Raw genomic sequence first — 15,660 nt, 5'->3', positions numbered from 1 at the left:
AGGCCGTCTGATTTCCAGCGTTTTAGGCGCTTGCCATGTGGCAAACAAAGGTTGTCCGTTAATACGCTATAAAAGCCGGAGATTTCGCGAAGGAGGCCTATTAGCATGAACATCTGCATCATCGGCGCTGGCTACGTCGGACTGACCACCGCAGCCGTCCTTGCTGAACTTGGGCATGAGGTGCATTGCATCGATCATGATGAACGGAAAATCCGTCTGCTCAACAACGGGAAAATCCCGTTTTATGAGCCGGGGTTAGAAGAGTTAATTACAAAAAACTGCAACTATTTAACTTTTAGCGGCCGCTGGGATTATATCAAACGGGCGGCCGTCATTATCATTTGCGTCGGCACCCCGCCGCGGCCGGACGGCAGCGCTGACTTGCGCTATATCGAGGCGGTGCTCGACCGCTTAGCCGCAACGATCGAATCGTACAAAACGATCGTCACGAAAAGCACTGTCCCGCCGGGAACGAATGAATGGATGCGCGCTGAGCTCGCCCGGAAAGGGGTGAAGCCGCATTTGTTCCGCATCGTATCCAATCCTGAGTTTTTGCGGGAAGGATCAGCCGTTTATGATATGCTTCACCCGGACAAAATCGTCGTCGGCCTTGAACCGGACGACGATCGCTCGCTCGCTGTCGTGCAGTCAATGTATGCCGGCATCGATGCGCCTTACGTTACGACAAGCCTAACCGGCGCCGAACTGATCAAATACGCCGCCAACGCCTTTTTGGCAGCAAAAATATCCTTTATCAACGAAATGGCACGCATTTGTGACGCATTTGCCGCCGATATCAACGATGTCGCCCGCGGGATCGGCTTCGATCCGCGCATCGGTCCACATTTTTTGCAAGCCGGCCTCGGCTATGGCGGCTCCTGCTTTCCGAAAGATGTCAAGGCGCTTGAACATGCAGCGCGCTCGCGCCATGTCGAACCGCATCTGCTGCGCGCAGTGCAGACAGTCAACGCCACCCAGCTTGACGTTTGTTTCAACAAGTTGAACAAAGAGCTGGCCCCGTTAGGCGGCAAAAAAATTGCCGTACTCGGCATCGCCTTTAAGCCGAATACAGACGATACCCGCTTTTCTCCTGCCGAAGCGCTCATCCGGCGGTTAAGTGAGGCGGGCTGTATGGTCGCCGCCTATGACCCGAAGGCGACGCTGCCAGCGCCGCTCGCCAATGTCAGGCAAGCACAGTCGGTGCACGAAGCGATCCAAGGGGCCGATGGCTTGGTCATCGCCACTGACTGGAAGGAATTTTGTACGCTTGACTGGGCAGAGGTAAAAGCGATCATGAACGGAACACTCGTCTTTGACGGTCGAAACTGCTTGGACCGCCGCGCTGTCGAAGAAAGCGGTTTACGCTATATGGGGGTGGGACGGGGATGAACATTCTCGTTACCGGAGCGGCCGGATTTATCGGCTCCCATTTATGTGAAAAACTGCTCGAAGATAACCGACACCGGGTGATCGGCGTTGACGGCTTTATCGGCCCGACACCGGCGCCGCTCAAGACGAAAAACGTCGCCCCGCTGCAATCCCATCCGCGGTTTACATTCGTTGAGACCGATTTACTGACGGCCGACTTGTCGGTGCTGTTAGACGGCGTAGAAGCGGTGTACCATTTGGCCGGCATGCCCGGCGTGCGAACGAGTTGGGGAACGGACTTTGCCGCCTATGCAGTGCATAACATTTCTGTTACACAGCGGCTGCTTGAAGCGTGCAAAAACTTGCCACTCAAACGGTTTATCTACGCTTCGACCTCGTCCGTTTACGGCGAGCAAAGCGGCAAGCTGTCTGAAACACTCGAGCCGGTTCCGCTCTCTCCGTACGGCATCACGAAGCTCACTGGCGAGCATTTATGCCGCGTCTATTTCCGCGAGTTCTCCGTGCCGGTCGTCATTTTGCGCTATTTTACGGTTTATGGCCCGCGCCAGCGCCCCGATATGTCGTTCCACCGCTTTATCCGCCAACTGCTCACCGGCCAGCCGCTCACCGTATTCGGCGATGGAACACAGTCGCGCGATTTCACCTATATTTCCGATTGCATCGCCGGAACAGCAGCCGCGCTCGAACGGGATCACGTAGTCGGGGAAACGATCAACATCGGCGGGAAAGAACGGGCATCGGTGAATGATGTGATTCGCTTGCTTGAAACGCTGACCGGAAAAAAAGCGACTGTCCACTATACACCCGCCGCCCGCGGGGAGCCGAAACAGACATGGGCCGACTTAACAAAGGCAAGGCAGCTGCTTGCATACGAACCGACCGTCACGCTCATCGATGGGTTGCAAAAAGAAATTGCCTACATCCGTTCGTTATACAAGGAGGCCCAGACATGAACATCGCTTACGTCTGCACAGAAAAGCTGCCTTCGCCGGCCATAAAGGGCGGTGCCATTCAGGTGATGATTGACGGCATCGCCCCGCTCATAGCCCGCCGCCATGAACTGACCATTTTTTCCGTAGCCGACCCGCTCTTGCCCCCCGAAGAGACGGACGGAAACATCCGCTATATCCGCTTTCCGAAGCTGACATACGAAGCCGATGTGGCGCGTGAGCTGGCCGCAAACTGTTTCGACGTCGTCCATGTGTTCAACCGCCCTGCGCCGCTTGTCAATTACAAGGCGGCGGCGCCGCACAGCGCCTTTGTGCTGAGCCTTCATAACGATATGTTTTCGCCCTTGAAGATCACGGCAGAGCAGGCGGAGCGGGCGCTAAACGCCTGCACCTTGCTGACCGCTGTCAGCGAATACATCAAACGGACCGTGACGAACCGTTACCCCATCGACCCCCGGAAAGTAAAAGTCATTTATTCCGGGGTCGATCTTGCGCAATACATCCCCATCTGGACGGAAGAAGGCCAGCGCATCCGCCGGGCAGAGCGCCAAGCGTACGGGCTTGCCGATCAAAAAGTCGTGCTGTTTCTTGGCCGGCTCAGCAAAACAAAAGGGCCGCACTTGCTTATTCAATGCCTTCCATCCCTTTTGACGCGCCATCCTGAAGCCGTTCTTGTCATCGCCGGTGGAAAGTGGTTTAGCGACAACAGCCGCAGCGAATATGTCGATTGGCTGCACGAGCTGGCAGCGCCGCTTGCGGATCGGGTCATCTTTACGAATTACATTCCGCACAGTCATATTCCAAAACTGCTCTTAATGGCCGACGTGTTTGTGTGCAGCTCGCAATGGCACGAACCGCTCGCCCGCGTCCATTACGAAGCGATGGCCGCCGGCATTCCAGTCGTAACGACCAACCGTGGCGGCAATGCCGAAATCGTTCGCCACGGACAAACAGGCATCGTCATTAGCGACTACGCCAACAGCCAAGCGTTCACTGGGGCGATCAGCTATATGCTTGAACAGAAAGAACACGCCCGGTACATGGCCGAGACGGCGCGGGCTATGGTAGAAGCGAACTTCCAATTTGAACACGTGGCCAGGCGCCTTGAAGCCGTCTACGAAGAGGCGCTTGCCACTCATCGGCGGCAAACAGCCGGCCTCTAACTGCCAAAGCGCTTACGAAAAAAGAAAGGATGCCTGCTAGCTGCGCGGCATCCTTCTCTTTATCCGATTGTAAAGATGTTTCCCTTTTGATGCCCCCTTCCTGCTTTCGGTTGGGGAACAAGGGCGGAAGAAATGGCAAACGAGACAGCCATGCGCCGCTTGGACGGTTTTCCTCTTTCTTGTTCTGCCGACTCATGTTGTGTTGGACGATTGGCGGCGACCTGCTTCCTCGATGGCTTCAGTTGCCCGTTTTCCCTCTCCTCCGTCCGCCGCTCCTGCCTTTCCTTCGCTTTCTGTTTCGGTCGGCTTTCTTTGTTCGGCTTAGCGAGACGCTTTTCCTTTTTGCGTCCTGCAATCGGCGCGAGCGGGACAACTGCTTCTTGCCCCTCTCCGGCCAGCTCGACAAGGATGGGCGGCAAGTCTTCCACTGTTTCCTCTTCCTCCTCGGCACCAAGCAACAGTTGCTCAAAAAACTCGTTATCTTCCACCCATCCCCATCCCATCGGCCCGGGCGGGGAAAAACGGAACGACTGTAAATCGAGCTTTGGAATATGGCTCAATCTCTTACACCTCCTTTACAAAAGCGATGGCAACGGTGTGCGGCGGAGTGCATCTTGTTTTGTCCGCTCAACCGTGATGACCGTCTGCAGCTCCCACATATATTTTTCATCTGACCAATTGTCTTTCGCCCCTAAATAATATTTGCGGGCGATGGAGGCAAACAAGTGCGGAAACAACAGCTCCGCCTCGAGCAGCCTGTACTGTTCGTCGGTGAGTGGATGGGCCCGATGGTACGCTTGCAGCAGCCGCGCGGCCAAGTCTTCATCCCACACCGCCATCTTTTTCATGACTTTATGAAGCAGCACTTGGATGTCGCGCACCGGCAAATCGATGACGACTGCCGGGAGATAGCGCATCATCATCGTCTCCTCCGTTTCGACGAGATGTGACAAAGAAATATCTTTATGAATAAACCCTGTCCACCGGTCCGGACCAGCTGTCCATGCGGCGTACGTATCGCTTTGTAGTTGATCGGCCGCTTCCTTGCCCGCAGCGAGCATCGCACCAGCCATCTCCGAAAACAAGGCGGAAAACGGATCATCGATAAACGAATCAGCCATTTTTTTATAGCCGGACAGCTCTTGCAGCTTCCATGTATACGCCTTGGGCCACTTTCCGAGCCGGTTTCTCTTTTTCGTCTTCGAACTTGGCGAAAACTGTTGTGAGGCGACATGGAACAAACCGAGAAATTCGAACACATTTTCAAGCTGTTCAACATCGTAATAGCCTACTTCCTTGCCGCTGATGCCATCATATAGCGCGTACGCCTGTGTCCCGCCGGCGACACACAACCCCCCGTTTTTCGTCCGGCATAACGCCGCAATCGGAAATTGCCGCTGTTGCAAATGACGGTGCGCCTCGGCATAAAACAACATTCGCTCCGGCGCCGCCTTCTGTTGGCGCAACACTTTCTCCCCTTCGTCTGTAGCAACCGTCCAGACGGTTTCTTTCGGCCGTATCGATTGAAGTCTGATGTCTTCGATTTTGCATGGATACAGTTCAAGTACCTTAGCAGCAATCCATTGTGACTGCAATCACTTTACCCCCTTTCTGCCCCGTAAGCGCGCAACAGCTTCGCCGCTACCGCTTCCCAGCTAAATTCGCGTTCCGCTTTCTGTCGCCCGTATTTGCCCATTTGACTGGCGGATGACAGATTGTCAAACAGCTTGTTAATGAGTGCGGCGTACGCTTCGGGATTTCTGAAATCATTGACAATATACCCGTTCCTTCCATTTTCAACCACTTCAGGATTTCCGCCGCGGTTGCTCGTAATGATCGGCAACCCAGCCGCCATCGCCTCATAATGAACACGGGCCAGCGGCTCTTGCCACTGTGACGGACAAACGAACAAATCCGCCATCGTGTACAGTTGCGAAATTTGTTCCGGCTTGACGAACTGAATGAACATCGCATTATTTTCGTACAGCGCTCCGAGTGTGTACAAGTAACGGACGTAGCTGTTCACCTCATTGGCGCCAAACCATTTCGAGCCGACGAACACCATCACTGCTTCTGGATGCTTTTCGGTGATTGACGGCAGTGCTTCAAGAAGCAAATGGGCGCCTTTCACTTTGCTTAACCGCCCGACAAACAGCACGACTTTTTTTCCCTCAAGCCCGAGTTCACGACGGACAGCCGCATTGATTTTTGCTCCTTGCGCTGTCCATTTCGGTTGGAACGTCTTTATATCGACCCCTGAATAAACGGTCGCTACTTTTTCAGCCGCCTCCGGAAAACGGTCGCAAATGGTCGTCCTGATATAATCACTCACGGTGACAATTTTTTGAACGGTATGAATGCAATCTATCCCTTCGGCATAAGAAATTTTATCATCGCGGAACATTTCATTATGGACACTCAACACAATGGCACTGTCCGGCGAAGCATCATGGACATGGCGAACCCATTGCGGCCGGTTGCACACATGAATAATGTCATACGTTTCCGTACGCAGATGGCTCGCCACTTCTTGCACATACGTCTCTTGGGCAAACCGTCGATAGGTCACCCCATTTTTGTTCCTTTCCTCATTTGGCAATTCACGGTCGCGAATCGACAACACAGTGACGTCGTGTTTTCGCGCCATGATCGCCGCTGTCGCATCGAGATAAATTTGTGTCGCTCCCCCCCGGATGGCCGGCACGGGCAGTTTTTCAGTCGCAATCATGGCGATTTTCATGAAAATCCCCCATCCTCTAGAAACATTCAGGCAAAAGCTTGTTTTTATATCATACGTGTACTCCTTTCCCCCTGTGCATCCCCCCAACGCAAACGGGCATCCGCCAATCGCCCTTCTAGATAATGAATCGGCTGGACGTTCGCCTGTTTTTTCATCTCGGGATAAACGGCTATAGACAGCCGTCGCCACCGGCCATACAGTAGAAAAAAAGGAGAAAGCAGGGACTGACGATGGCTGACCAAACTATCTATTCAACCGCGCCCCCAGCCGCCAATGAACGGCTCATCCATATGGCGCGGCTGTTGTTAAAGCAGTGGGACGTAGAAGCGAGGGCGATCGACGTCGTGCAAAGCGGACAAATGGCACTCGTCTGGAAAGTGCATACCGATGACGGGCCGAAATGCTTAAAGCGCATTCACCGTCCGGAGAAAAAGGCGCTCTTTTCAATTTACGCGCAAGACGTTTTAGCCAAAAAGGGGCTTTATGTCCCGCGCATCATTAAAACACGCGACCATCGCCTATTTAAAAAGTACGGACCGTTTTTATTTGTGCTGTACGACTGGATCGAAGGGACACCGTTTGATTTGACTGTCCGCGACGATTTGACTGCTATGATCAACGCCCTTGCCCACTTTCATGTGCAGTCAACTGGTTACGAACCGCCGCCTGGCGTTCCAGTGTTCAGCAAACTCGGCAAATGGCCGAAGCATTATATGAAGCGATGCCGGCAGCTCGAGGCGTGGAAACAGCTCGCTGCATTGGATCGTGATGACCCGTTTTCCCGCCTATATTTAGAGGAAATCGACCGCTTTATCGAAAGAGGAGAGGAAGTGTTGCAACAGCTTTTAGAATCGCATTACGAAGCGTGGGTTGAGCAACTAAAGAAACGACCGTCGCTTTGCCATCAGGACTATGGAACGGGGAACTCGCTGCGCGGGGAAGACGGAAACGTCTGGATCATCGACCTCGATACGGCTGCCTTCGACTTGCCGATTCGCGATGTCCGCAAAATGATGGCTCCGCTTCTTTTTGAAACAGACCGGCAAGGAAAAGCAAAAGCCGATATGGTGCTCGAGGCTTATGAGGCGGTGCGCCCGCTGGCAACAAAGGAAAAAAAAGTGCTGTTCATCGATCTATTGTTTCCGTACGATTTGCATGAGCTGGCGGTGGAAAAATATATTCGGAACGTGCCCCTCGCCGAGGCGGAACTGGCCGAGACAATGGCATATGAACAGACAAAATGGGAGGAAATCAGCAGGCGGCTCGCTTCGTTGTAGAAAAAACAAGCGTTCCCAAGCCGGCAGACGCGTTTGGGAACGTACTCAACCGTAAACCGGACCGGCGGGCTGCGAATGCGCCCCAAACAGCATGTATGCCCGCCGACTTCTTAACGTCTTGAACAACGGCAACTCGGCGAAAAGAATCATTTGATCAGGAAACGGCTCGTTCGGGGGGCATTTCTAGCGGATTACTGCACAAACCCGATCATCGTCACCGAAAGAAGCTGCGCGCGCTCGATCACCGTTTCTTTCCCTTCTTCATCGGCAACCTCTAGTTCGGCCGCCGTGCACCGTTTTAATACGCCTTCATAGCTTTGTTCTTTCGTGGCAAATTGGCATTTAAGCGGCGGCAAATGGGCGGGCAGCCTCGTTAAAAAAGCAAGCTGCTCATCAAGCGTCATCACCTGAAACTCCTTTTTGCTGAAAAACGCCCTCTGTTCCTCCCCCTCCCTAACCTGTTCAGCGGCGTCGCCCGTTTCTTTCTGTCGGGGCCGGTTCGTCCATGTAAACGTTTCCTGCATATGCGCCGCGGCCCGCATGGCCTTTGGCTGCACAATATAAAGCAGCGGCTCCGTTTCTACGACCTTTTGTTTTCTCATACAGCTCCCCCTTTCTACCGCTTGCCTTATATATGTATGCCCCAACGCGCGAGAATTGCCCCTAGACGGACAAAAAACAGCCGCCCCGTTGGCCGGGGCAGCTGCCTCGTTGATGTTCAATATCCTAAAATGTGGTACCCAGAGTCGACATGAATGACTTCCCCGGTGATGCCGCGCGACAAATCGCTGAACAAAAACAGGGCGGCATCGCCGACTTCTTCTTGCGTCGTGGTGCGGCGGAGCGGGGCGCGCTCTTCGATTTGTTTTAAAATCGTATTAAAGTCGCCGACCCCTTTCGCTGACAGCGTGCGGATCGGTCCGGCGGAGATGGCGTTGACGCGGATGCCGTATTTGCCTAAATCGTTCGCCAAATATTTCACGCTCGCATCGAGCGACGCTTTCGCCACCCCCATGATATTGTAGTTTTGCACGACTCGCTCACCGCCGAGGTATGTGAGGGTGACGATGCTGCCGCCCTCGGTCATGAGCTCTTTCGCTTCGCGCGCCACCGCGGTGAGTGAATAGGCACTGATGTTATGGGCAAGCAAAAAGCCGTCGCGGCTGACATTCATATACTCACCGCTCAAGTCTTCCTTATTGGCATAGGCGATGCAATGGGCGACGCCATGGATGACGCCGACTTGTTCCTTGATTTGCGCAAAACATTGAACGATGTCTTCATCGTTCGCCACATCGCACGGCAGCAGGAGGGAGCGTTCATCCTCAAGCGTATCGACCAGCGCCCGCACCTCTTTTTCAAACCGCTCGCCGGCGTATGTAAACACGAGTCGGGCGCCGGCGGCGTGAAGCGAGCGGGCAATTCCCCAGGCGATGCTCCGCTTGTTCGCCACCCCCATCACGACATATGTACGTCCTTCCAATGATAATGTCATTCGTTCATCCTCCTAATTGTCATTTATTATTAGTACCAGGTGTTAATTCTATTATAGGATATGCCAAGGACGATGTAAATGCACCGGCGCCCTTTTCCCTCCGCTTTCTTGATGCCAGCGGCGGTTTTTCCCACTTTGCAAAACAAGCCGAATTCGTTAATATGGTATATGGTACATTTGAATGGAGAGGATCGTTCCATGGATCATGATCGTTTTTCCCAATCGAAGCTCGATTATCATTTGTTGTTCCTTTTATTCTTAATGGCCGTCGTCAGCGCCATCGCCATTCATAGCGCGGAACCGATGCTTCCTGAGAAGCTGCAAAACGTCAACTTTGCCTCCAAGCAGCTGCAATGGTACGCCGTTGGCGTAGTCGTCATCGCCTTGACGATGATTATCGACTACGATCGGCTCTTTCAAATCGCCTGGTATTTATATGGGCTTGGCATGTTGCTTTTGCTCGGGCTCGAGCTGAACGTTCCCGGAACTGTCACGATCAAGGGGGCGACAAGCTGGTACAGCCTCCCGGGCGGGAACTTCCAGCCATCGGAGTTAATGAAAATTTTCATGATTCTCGTTTTGAGCCGCATCATCGTCAATCATCGGGAAAAATATCCCGAACCCATGATCCGCGATGATTTCAAACTGCTCGGCAAAATCGCTCTCACCGTCCTGCCGCCTCTCTTTTTGCTCGCTAAACAGCCAGATTTGGGGATGTCGATGGTGTTTACGGCCATCACCGCCACGTTAGTCCTTGTTTCCGGCATCCGCTGGCGCATTATTTTCGGCATCGTCTTTTCCGGAGTAGCGGCTGTGGCGACGGTAGTCTTTATTTTCTTTTATTTTCCTGATTTCTTCCATCAATATATCATTAAAGAAGATTATCAGTTAAACCGATTTTACGGTTGGCTTGCCCCATATGAATATTCAAACGAGCAAGGATTCCAGCTCATCCGTTCGTTGATGGCCATCGGGTCGGGGGAGCTGTACGGAAAAGGGCTCGGCAATTTGCAAGTGTATTTGCCTGAGGCGCATACCGACTTTATTTTCGGCGTCATTGCCGAACAGTTCGGATTCGTCGGTTCGAGCATCGTCGTTTCGCTCTTTTTCCTGCTTGTTTACCGCATGGTTCATATCGCGCTTGAGAGCAACGATTTGTATGGCAGCTATTTATGCGCCGGCGTCGTCGGCATGATCACGTTCCAAGTGTTCCAAAACATCGGCATGACGATCGGGCTGTTGCCGATCACCGGGCTGCCGCTGCCGTTTATCAGCTACGGAGGAAGCTCGCTCGCCACGTACATGCTGGCGATCGGCCTTGTCTTAAACGTCCATTCGCGGACGCGGAAATTTATGTTCGCGAGCGACGAATAGCCGCTTGCCGATCATCGGCAGGCGGCTTCGTTTTTGCCGTCCGTCTCCCATTTTGCGGCTATCTCGGCACAATCTCCTCTTTTCTTTCTATTGCCTGACGGACATACTGGTAGTACACCGACCATAGTGAGAAAGGAGCGCCTCTTATGGCCATTGACATTATCGGCGATATTCACGGCTGCCGCCGCGAATTTGCTGCGTTGACAGAAAAACTCGGCTATATCTGGGACGAAGGGATACCGATTCATCCGGACGGGCGGAAGCTCGGGTTTGTCGGCGATTTGACTGACCGCGGCCCCGAGTCGCTGAACATGATCAAAATCGTCTCCGCCCTTGTCGAGCGAAAGCTGGCTTACTATGTGCCGGGCAACCATTGCAATAAGCTGTACCGCTTCTTTTTAGGGCGCAACGTGCAAATCGCCCACGGTCTTGAGACGACCGTCGCGGAATACCACGCCTTGCCCCCGAGCGAACAGGAGATGGTCCGCCGCCAATTTATCCGCCTGTATGAGCAGGCGCCGCTGTACGCCGTTTTGGATGAGGGGCGCCTTGTCATCGCCCACGCCGGCATTCGCCATGATTATATCGGGCGGACGGACAAAAAAGTGAAGACATTCGTTCTATATGGGGACATCACCGGCGAAACAAACCCGGACGGGACGCCGGTGCGCCGCGACTGGGCGAAGCGGTATCGCGGCGCCGCATGGGTCGTCTATGGCCATACGCCTGTCAAAACTCCGCGGTTTATCGGACGAACCGTCAACATCGACACCGGCTGTGTGTTCGGCGGTGCGCTCACTGCGTTGCGCTATCCGGAAATGGAGACCGTCTCGGTGCCGTCATCGATGCCATATGTTCCGAAAAAATTCCGTTCGTTCCCATAAACCGACGCTTCATTCGCGCATCGTTTCCATGAGGCGCGCCATATCTTGGGGAAGCGGAGCGGCAAATGTCAACCAGCGGCGTTCAAATGGATGGAAAAACGAAAGCTGGCGGCTATGAAGCGCCTGGCGGTCGATCATCTCCCGGTTTCCGCCATAGAGGTCGTCCCCGGCGAGCGGATGGCCAACATAAGCCAAATGAACGCGGATTTGGTGCGTGCGTCCCGTTTCAAGTTGCAACGATACGTGCGTATAGCCGCGAAGCCGCTCGAGCACACGGAAATGGGTGACGGCCGGCTTGCCGTCTGCCCGCACTTCGCGGGCGATGATGCTGTCGCTTCGGCGACCGATCGGCGCCTCAATCGTTCCTTGGTCGTCAACGATGACACCGTGGCAAATGGCCTCGTATGTACGCGCTACGTTTCCTTTTTGCTGGAGCGTGGACAACAAATGGTGAACGTGGCGGTGCTTGGCGACGAGCACAAGCCCGGATGTGTCGCGGTCTAATCTTGTCACAATATGAACGGTGGAGTCGAGCTGCTGCTTTCGGTAATGGTGCAGCAGGCCGTTGGCAAGCGTTCCGCCCGGATGATGGCGCGACGGGATCGTCGCTAACCCGGCCGGTTTGTCGACGACAAGGACGTAATCGTCTTCGTACACGATATGAAGCGGCATCTCTTCCGGATCCATCCAATCGCTCGTCCGCTCCGGCGGAAACACAACCGACAGCGTCTCGCCGGCGTGCAACACGTGACGAACTGTGACCGGACGGCCGTCAACACAGAGCGCCCCACCATGAAACTTGATATCGGTGAGCGCCGTCCTCGAGATGCCCATCTCCTGCAAAAACTGACGCAGCAGCTTTCCATCATGCTGTTTGTCGATCAAAACGGTCAGTGTAAACGGCGGCATGTTCGTCCACCTTTCTATGGGAGTCCTGGTCAATCACCAACGCCCCACCTGTTCGCTGCTTCGCGCCAAACAGGAACACCGGCGCGTTTTCCTCCCGCCGAAGCAGCAGTCGACCGGCGCCGGATGGGCATCAGTCGGTGATGAACGAGTCGCGCACCCGCCGCCAAAACGGAAACGGCCGGAAACGGGCGAAACGCACTTTTTCGTCGGCGACCCGGCATTGAATGGATTTAACTTCTTTATGTACGAGCGACAAATGATCGACTGTAATTTGAAAATCGATATGATTGACCGGCTTTAGCAAGCACGTATGGTGCGCCGGCAGCACAAGCGGCGAGCCGATCGTCCGGAAGACGCGGTTGTTGATGGATGCCATCTCCGTCACTTGAATCGCTTCGAGCGACGGGTGCAAAATCGCTCCCCCAAGCGCCTTATTGTAGGCCGTGCTTCCGGTCGGCGTGGAAATGCACAGCCCGTCGCCGCGAAACCGCTCAAACAAATCGCCGCGAATTTCAACATCCATGACGAGCGTCCCACTTACGCATTTGACCGTGCATTCGTTGAGCGCTAAATACTTTGCCGCACTCCCGCCGTTAATGTAACGGATCGTCACCTCAAGCAGCGGATACTCCACCACTTGGTATGGTGTTTTAGCAATGGCAATTACGAGCTTTTCGATTTCTTCCGGCACCCAGTCGGCGTAAAAGCCGAGATGGCCGGTATGAACGCCGACAAACGCCGTCTTGTCCAACCGGTGGCAATAGCGGTGGAACGCGTACAACAGCGTCCCATCCCCGCCGACGGAAATGACCAAATCCGGTGCTTCCTCATCGTAGCGCAAATCAAAATCAAGCAAATACGTTTTCATCTTTTGCGCAAGGGCGTTCGACGTATCGTCCCCTTTTGACGTAATGGCGAAGGCCAGCGGTGCATCGGTTCGTTTCATTGCCCTTCCCCTTTTGCTTCTTGTTTTCGTGAAAAAACAGCTTGCGCTTCTTGAATTTCAACGCGAATTTTTGACATCTCCTCATCGAGACGGTAGGCAGCCTCCGCCGCGCGCTGCAGCCGAGCTTTAATATCTTCCGGAAAGCGGCCGCTATATTTATAGTTCAGCGAGTGTTCAATCGTCGCCCAAAAATTCATCGCCAGCGTGCGAATTTGAATTTCCGCCAAAATGTTTTTCTCGCCGCGGATCGTCTGAACGGGATATTGAATCACGACATGATACGAACGATAACCGCTTTCTTTTTTTTGCGTGACGTAATCGCGCTCCTCAACGATCGTAAAATCGTTGCGCTTACGCAACAGCTCAACGACCGTTTTAATGTCATCGACAAATTGACACATAATGCGAAGCCCTGCAATATCTTGCATCTCTTCCTCGAGACGGTCGAGCGGGATGTTTTTCTTTTGGGCTTTATCTAAAATGCTGGCAATCGGCTTCACCCGTCCGGTGACAAATTCGATCGGCGAATGAGCCTCAATCATCTCAAACTGGGCGCGAATCCCCCTTAGTTTCACTTTCAACTCCTCGACCGCCTGTTTATACGGGGCTAAAAACAAATCCCAATGGTTTACCATCGTATCACCTGCCTACATGTGTTCAGTCTGCCTCGGCATCCGCCAGCCTGTTTTGCCGCCCACGCTCTTCCCCCGCCCCCTCTTAAAGGCAGGCAACCGGCTTTCTTATTCGATCCAAAACACGTCTTGCACCGCTTGTTCAAGCATCTCGCCATAATTAGCATTGCCGCGGATATTTTCAAGCAAATAGGCTAACTCTTCACCAAACTGTTCGAGTTCGACCGCCCCTTCCCCGCTTTTCAGCCAAACGGGTTCGTTTTCCGCGAGCGTCTCCTTCAGCTCCGGCCACCACTCTTTCGGAATCATAACATAGAGAAAACGGTCGTTTGTCTCTAAAATATACACAAACGCCAATGCATCCGAATCAACGAGCATATGGCGTTTTGGCGTCACATGGGCGAGCGGAACCGGCACATCGTTAGCATACAGCCAAAGCCGGCTGTCTTTTCGCTCTGCCCGTTCAACGATCACTTTGTTGTTCATACTTTCTCTCCTTCCGCATCAACCATCCGCCCTTTATTTTACCATATTCACCCTATGTGGGCGAAATAATTGATATTCGTCGGAAAACCGCCGATAATAAAAGGAGACTGTTTACTTGAGGAGAAAACAATGCGCCAAGAAATCGAAATCGAATTCAAAAACTTGCTGACTGCGGAGGAATTCGCCGCCGTACGCGCCGCCTTCCGGTTGGATGATGGCGCTTTCCGCCGCCAGGAAAATCATTACTTTGACACCCCTTCGTTCGCCTTGAAAAGGCAGGCAGCGGCACTGCGCATCCGGGTGAAAGAAGGGCGGTTTACGCTGACATTGAAACAAACACGGGCGGACGGGTCGCTTCTCGAGACGCATGAGCCGCTCACCGCTTCCGAAGCCGAAGCGTTGCTCGCGGGCGCGCCGCTGTACGGGACGATCGCGGTCTTGCTTTCAGAAATGGGCGTTGACCCGCACAAGGTGCGCTGTTTCGGCTCTTTGATCACCGAGCGCGCCCAATGTTCGTACGAAAGCGGCCTGCTATGCCTTGACCGCAACTTCTACTTGCAAAGCGAAGATTATGAACTCGAATATGAGACGGACAACGCCAAAACGGGCGAGGAGCGATTTTTGCGCCTGCTTGAGTCGCTTGGCATCCCGCGCCGCCCGGCGCCAAACAAAATCGCCCGCTTCTACGCCCGGAAATGCGAAATGGAGGAAAGATCATGACCGTTTCACCCTTACAATTGCTCGTCGAGCTGCAAGCGCTCAAGACGTTCTCGCCCGGGCGTTCAAGCCTGTTGCCATCGCCCGCTCCGTCACTGTTTTCGACCTTGCTTGCTGAATACCTTAGCAACCAGGCGGAAGCGATGGCGAACGGCCGGCCACATCCCGATTCACCGCCTGCCGGCGGCAGCATCGCCGCCCGGGAAACGGGGGGGACGGGCGCTTCTGATGCACCGTCTTCCATTGATGCCCTCATCGTTGCCGCCGCAAACAAGTACGAGGTCGATCCGCGTCTCATTCGCGCCGTGATCCGCCATGAGTCCAACTTCCGTCCCGATGCGAAAAGCCGGGCGGGAGCACTCGGGCTGATGCAGCTCATGCCGAGCACCGCAAAAATGCTCGGTGTCGACGATCCGCTTGACCCGGCGCAAAATATCGACGGCGGGGTAAAATATTTGCGCCAACTTCTTGACCGGTATAATGGCAACATCACTTTCGCCTTGGCGGCTTACAACGCTGGACCGGGCCATGTCGACCGCTACGGCGGCGTGCCGCCGTTTGCCGAAACAAAAGCCTATGTTGAGCGCGTGTTGCAAAGTTATCGCGTGTAAATGGCGGCATTGGAGTCACTTTGTTTGAGATAAACGTTCACTGTTGATAAAATAGCAATCAAATGACGACGAATGATTTTCAAGCAA

The 15,660-nt window shown here is 53.9% G+C and carries 17 protein-coding genes; 8 read left to right on the top strand and 9 right to left on the bottom strand.

Annotation, left to right across the window (positions count from 1 at the left end; genetic code table 11):
- Window positions 1-105 precede the first annotated feature (105 nt).
- From M493_RS03905 to M493_RS03895, 3 genes are read left to right on the top strand one after another with little or no spacing between them, the layout of a single operon-like run.
- A complete protein-coding gene (locus M493_RS03905; protein WP_020958977.1) occupies window positions 106-1,389 on the top strand; it encodes a UDP-glucose dehydrogenase family protein in 1,284 nt (427 codons plus the stop codon).
- Complete coding sequence (locus M493_RS03900) at window positions 1,386-2,342, top strand: NAD-dependent epimerase/dehydratase family protein (protein ID WP_020958976.1); 957 nt, start codon at window positions 1,386-1,388, stop codon at window positions 2,340-2,342. Before M493_RS03905 ends, M493_RS03900 begins: the two co-directional genes overlap by 4 nt.
- Complete coding sequence (locus tag M493_RS03895; protein WP_020958975.1) at window positions 2,339-3,502, top strand: glycosyltransferase family 4 protein; 1,164 nt, start codon at window positions 2,339-2,341, stop codon at window positions 3,500-3,502. The genes M493_RS03900 and M493_RS03895 overlap by 4 nt, the downstream gene beginning before the upstream one ends.
- A gap of 59 nt (window positions 3,503-3,561) precedes the next feature.
- On the opposite strand, the gene M493_RS03890 is transcribed toward M493_RS03895, so the two are convergent.
- The 3 genes from M493_RS03890 to M493_RS03880 are packed head-to-tail and all read right to left on the bottom strand — an operon-like array spanning window position 3,562 to window position 6,242.
- Window positions 3,562-4,062 carry a hypothetical protein gene (locus M493_RS03890; RefSeq protein ID WP_020958974.1) on the bottom strand — a complete coding sequence of 167 codons (501 nt, stop codon included), beginning with the start codon at window positions 4,060-4,062 and terminating at the stop codon, window positions 3,562-3,564.
- A 15-nt stretch (window positions 4,063-4,077) separates the two neighbouring features.
- Complete coding sequence (locus M493_RS03885; RefSeq protein ID WP_020958973.1) at window positions 4,078-5,097, bottom strand: CotS family spore coat protein; 1,020 nt, start codon at window positions 5,095-5,097, stop codon at window positions 4,078-4,080.
- Window positions 5,098-5,102: 5 nt separating this feature from the next.
- Entirely contained in the window at window positions 5,103-6,242 is a 1,140-nt protein-coding gene (locus M493_RS03880; RefSeq protein ID WP_020958972.1) for a glycosyltransferase family 4 protein, read from the bottom strand.
- Window positions 6,243-6,472: 230 nt separating this feature from the next.
- On the opposite strand from M493_RS03880, the gene M493_RS03875 reads away from it, so the two are divergent.
- The gene (locus M493_RS03875) at window positions 6,473-7,519 is read left to right on the top strand and encodes a CotS family spore coat protein (RefSeq protein WP_020958971.1); all 1,047 of its coding nucleotides are present in this window, start codon (window positions 6,473-6,475) and stop codon (window positions 7,517-7,519) included.
- A 191-nt stretch (window positions 7,520-7,710) separates the two neighbouring features.
- Here the strand turns inward: M493_RS03875 and M493_RS03870 are convergent, their stop codons facing one another.
- Window positions 7,711-8,121, bottom strand: a complete 411-nt coding sequence (locus M493_RS03870; protein WP_020958970.1) for a CotO family spore coat protein — start codon at window positions 8,119-8,121, stop codon at window positions 7,711-7,713.
- Between the two features lie 116 nt (window positions 8,122-8,237).
- On the bottom strand, window positions 8,238-9,014 hold the full coding sequence (gene fabI / locus M493_RS03865; protein ID WP_020958969.1) for an enoyl-ACP reductase FabI: 777 nt from the start codon (window positions 9,012-9,014) through the stop codon (window positions 8,238-8,240).
- A gap of 198 nt (window positions 9,015-9,212) precedes the next feature.
- Between fabI and M493_RS03860 the strand changes: the two genes are divergently transcribed.
- Window positions 9,213-10,388 (top strand): FtsW/RodA/SpoVE family cell cycle protein, encoded by a 1,176-nt coding sequence (locus tag M493_RS03860; RefSeq protein ID WP_020958968.1) that lies wholly within the window; start codon window positions 9,213-9,215, stop codon window positions 10,386-10,388.
- 146 nt (window positions 10,389-10,534) lie between these two features.
- Entirely contained in the window at window positions 10,535-11,272 is a 738-nt protein-coding gene (gene prpE / locus M493_RS03855; RefSeq protein WP_020958967.1) for a bis(5'-nucleosyl)-tetraphosphatase PrpE, read from the top strand.
- Window positions 11,273-11,281: 9 nt separating this feature from the next.
- Here prpE and M493_RS03850 read toward each other — a convergent pair whose 3' ends face one another.
- The 4 genes from M493_RS03850 to M493_RS03835 all read right to left on the bottom strand — a co-directional run bounded on the left by M493_RS03850 (window position 11,282) and on the right by M493_RS03835 (window position 14,245).
- Entirely contained in the window at window positions 11,282-12,181 is a 900-nt protein-coding gene (locus M493_RS03850; RefSeq protein ID WP_020958966.1) for an RluA family pseudouridine synthase, read from the bottom strand.
- A 130-nt stretch (window positions 12,182-12,311) separates the two neighbouring features.
- Window positions 12,312-13,127 (bottom strand): NAD kinase, encoded by an 816-nt coding sequence (locus M493_RS03845; RefSeq protein WP_020958965.1) that lies wholly within the window; start codon window positions 13,125-13,127, stop codon window positions 12,312-12,314.
- On the bottom strand, window positions 13,124-13,762 hold the full coding sequence (locus M493_RS03840) for a GTP pyrophosphokinase (protein ID WP_020958964.1): 639 nt from the start codon (window positions 13,760-13,762) through the stop codon (window positions 13,124-13,126). Before M493_RS03840 ends, M493_RS03845 begins: the two co-directional genes overlap by 4 nt.
- A gap of 105 nt (window positions 13,763-13,867) precedes the next feature.
- Entirely contained in the window at window positions 13,868-14,245 is a 378-nt protein-coding gene (locus M493_RS03835) for a hypothetical protein (RefSeq protein ID WP_020958963.1), read from the bottom strand.
- Window positions 14,246-14,374: 129 nt separating this feature from the next.
- Between M493_RS03835 and M493_RS03830 the strand changes: the two genes are divergently transcribed.
- The gene (locus M493_RS03830) at window positions 14,375-14,965 is read left to right on the top strand and encodes a CYTH domain-containing protein (RefSeq protein WP_020958962.1); all 591 of its coding nucleotides are present in this window, start codon (window positions 14,375-14,377) and stop codon (window positions 14,963-14,965) included.
- The gene (locus M493_RS03825) at window positions 14,962-15,573 is read left to right on the top strand and encodes a lytic transglycosylase domain-containing protein (protein WP_020958961.1); all 612 of its coding nucleotides are present in this window, start codon (window positions 14,962-14,964) and stop codon (window positions 15,571-15,573) included. Before M493_RS03830 ends, M493_RS03825 begins: the two co-directional genes overlap by 4 nt.
- Window positions 15,574-15,660: the final 87 nt, after the last annotated feature.

This window comes from Geobacillus genomosp. 3, from assembly GCF_000445995.2.
Taxonomy (GTDB): Bacteria; Bacillota; Bacilli; order Bacillales; family Anoxybacillaceae; genus Geobacillus.
Note: the sequence above shows the minus strand (reverse complement) of the source record. Positions and strands in the feature narration are given on the sequence as shown.

What these genes read in the sequence shown, in the direction of transcription:
- M493_RS03905 (WP_020958977.1), top strand. Translation starts at nt 106, where the DNA reads ATGAACATCTGCATCATCGGCGCTGGCTACGTCGGACTGACCACCGCA.
- M493_RS03900 (WP_020958976.1), top strand. Translation starts at nt 1,386, where the DNA reads ATGAACATTCTCGTTACCGGAGCGGCCGGATTTATCGGCTCCCATTTA.
- M493_RS03895 (WP_020958975.1), top strand. Translation starts at nt 2,339, where the DNA reads ATGAACATCGCTTACGTCTGCACAGAAAAGCTGCCTTCGCCGGCCATA.
- M493_RS03880 (WP_020958972.1), bottom strand. Translation starts at nt 6,242, where the DNA reads ATGAAAATCGCCATGATTGCGACTGAAAAACTGCCCGTGCCGGCCATC.
- M493_RS03875 (WP_020958971.1), top strand. Translation starts at nt 6,473, where the DNA reads ATGGCTGACCAAACTATCTATTCAACCGCGCCCCCAGCCGCCAATGAA.
- M493_RS03870 (WP_020958970.1), bottom strand. Translation starts at nt 8,121, where the DNA reads ATGAGAAAACAAAAGGTCGTAGAAACGGAGCCGCTGCTTTATATTGTG.
- fabI (WP_020958969.1), bottom strand. Translation starts at nt 9,014, where the DNA reads ATGACATTATCATTGGAAGGACGTACATATGTCGTGATGGGGGTGGCG.
- M493_RS03860 (WP_020958968.1), top strand. Translation starts at nt 9,213, where the DNA reads ATGGATCATGATCGTTTTTCCCAATCGAAGCTCGATTATCATTTGTTG.
- prpE (WP_020958967.1), top strand. Translation starts at nt 10,535, where the DNA reads ATGGCCATTGACATTATCGGCGATATTCACGGCTGCCGCCGCGAATTT.
- M493_RS03850 (WP_020958966.1), bottom strand. Translation starts at nt 12,181, where the DNA reads ATGCCGCCGTTTACACTGACCGTTTTGATCGACAAACAGCATGATGGA.
- M493_RS03845 (WP_020958965.1), bottom strand. Translation starts at nt 13,127, where the DNA reads ATGAAACGAACCGATGCACCGCTGGCCTTCGCCATTACGTCAAAAGGG.
- M493_RS03840 (WP_020958964.1), bottom strand. Translation starts at nt 13,762, where the DNA reads ATGGTAAACCATTGGGATTTGTTTTTAGCCCCGTATAAACAGGCGGTC.
- M493_RS03835 (WP_020958963.1), bottom strand. Translation starts at nt 14,245, where the DNA reads ATGAACAACAAAGTGATCGTTGAACGGGCAGAGCGAAAAGACAGCCGG.
- M493_RS03830 (WP_020958962.1), top strand. Translation starts at nt 14,375, where the DNA reads ATGCGCCAAGAAATCGAAATCGAATTCAAAAACTTGCTGACTGCGGAG.
- M493_RS03825 (WP_020958961.1), top strand. Translation starts at nt 14,962, where the DNA reads ATGACCGTTTCACCCTTACAATTGCTCGTCGAGCTGCAAGCGCTCAAG.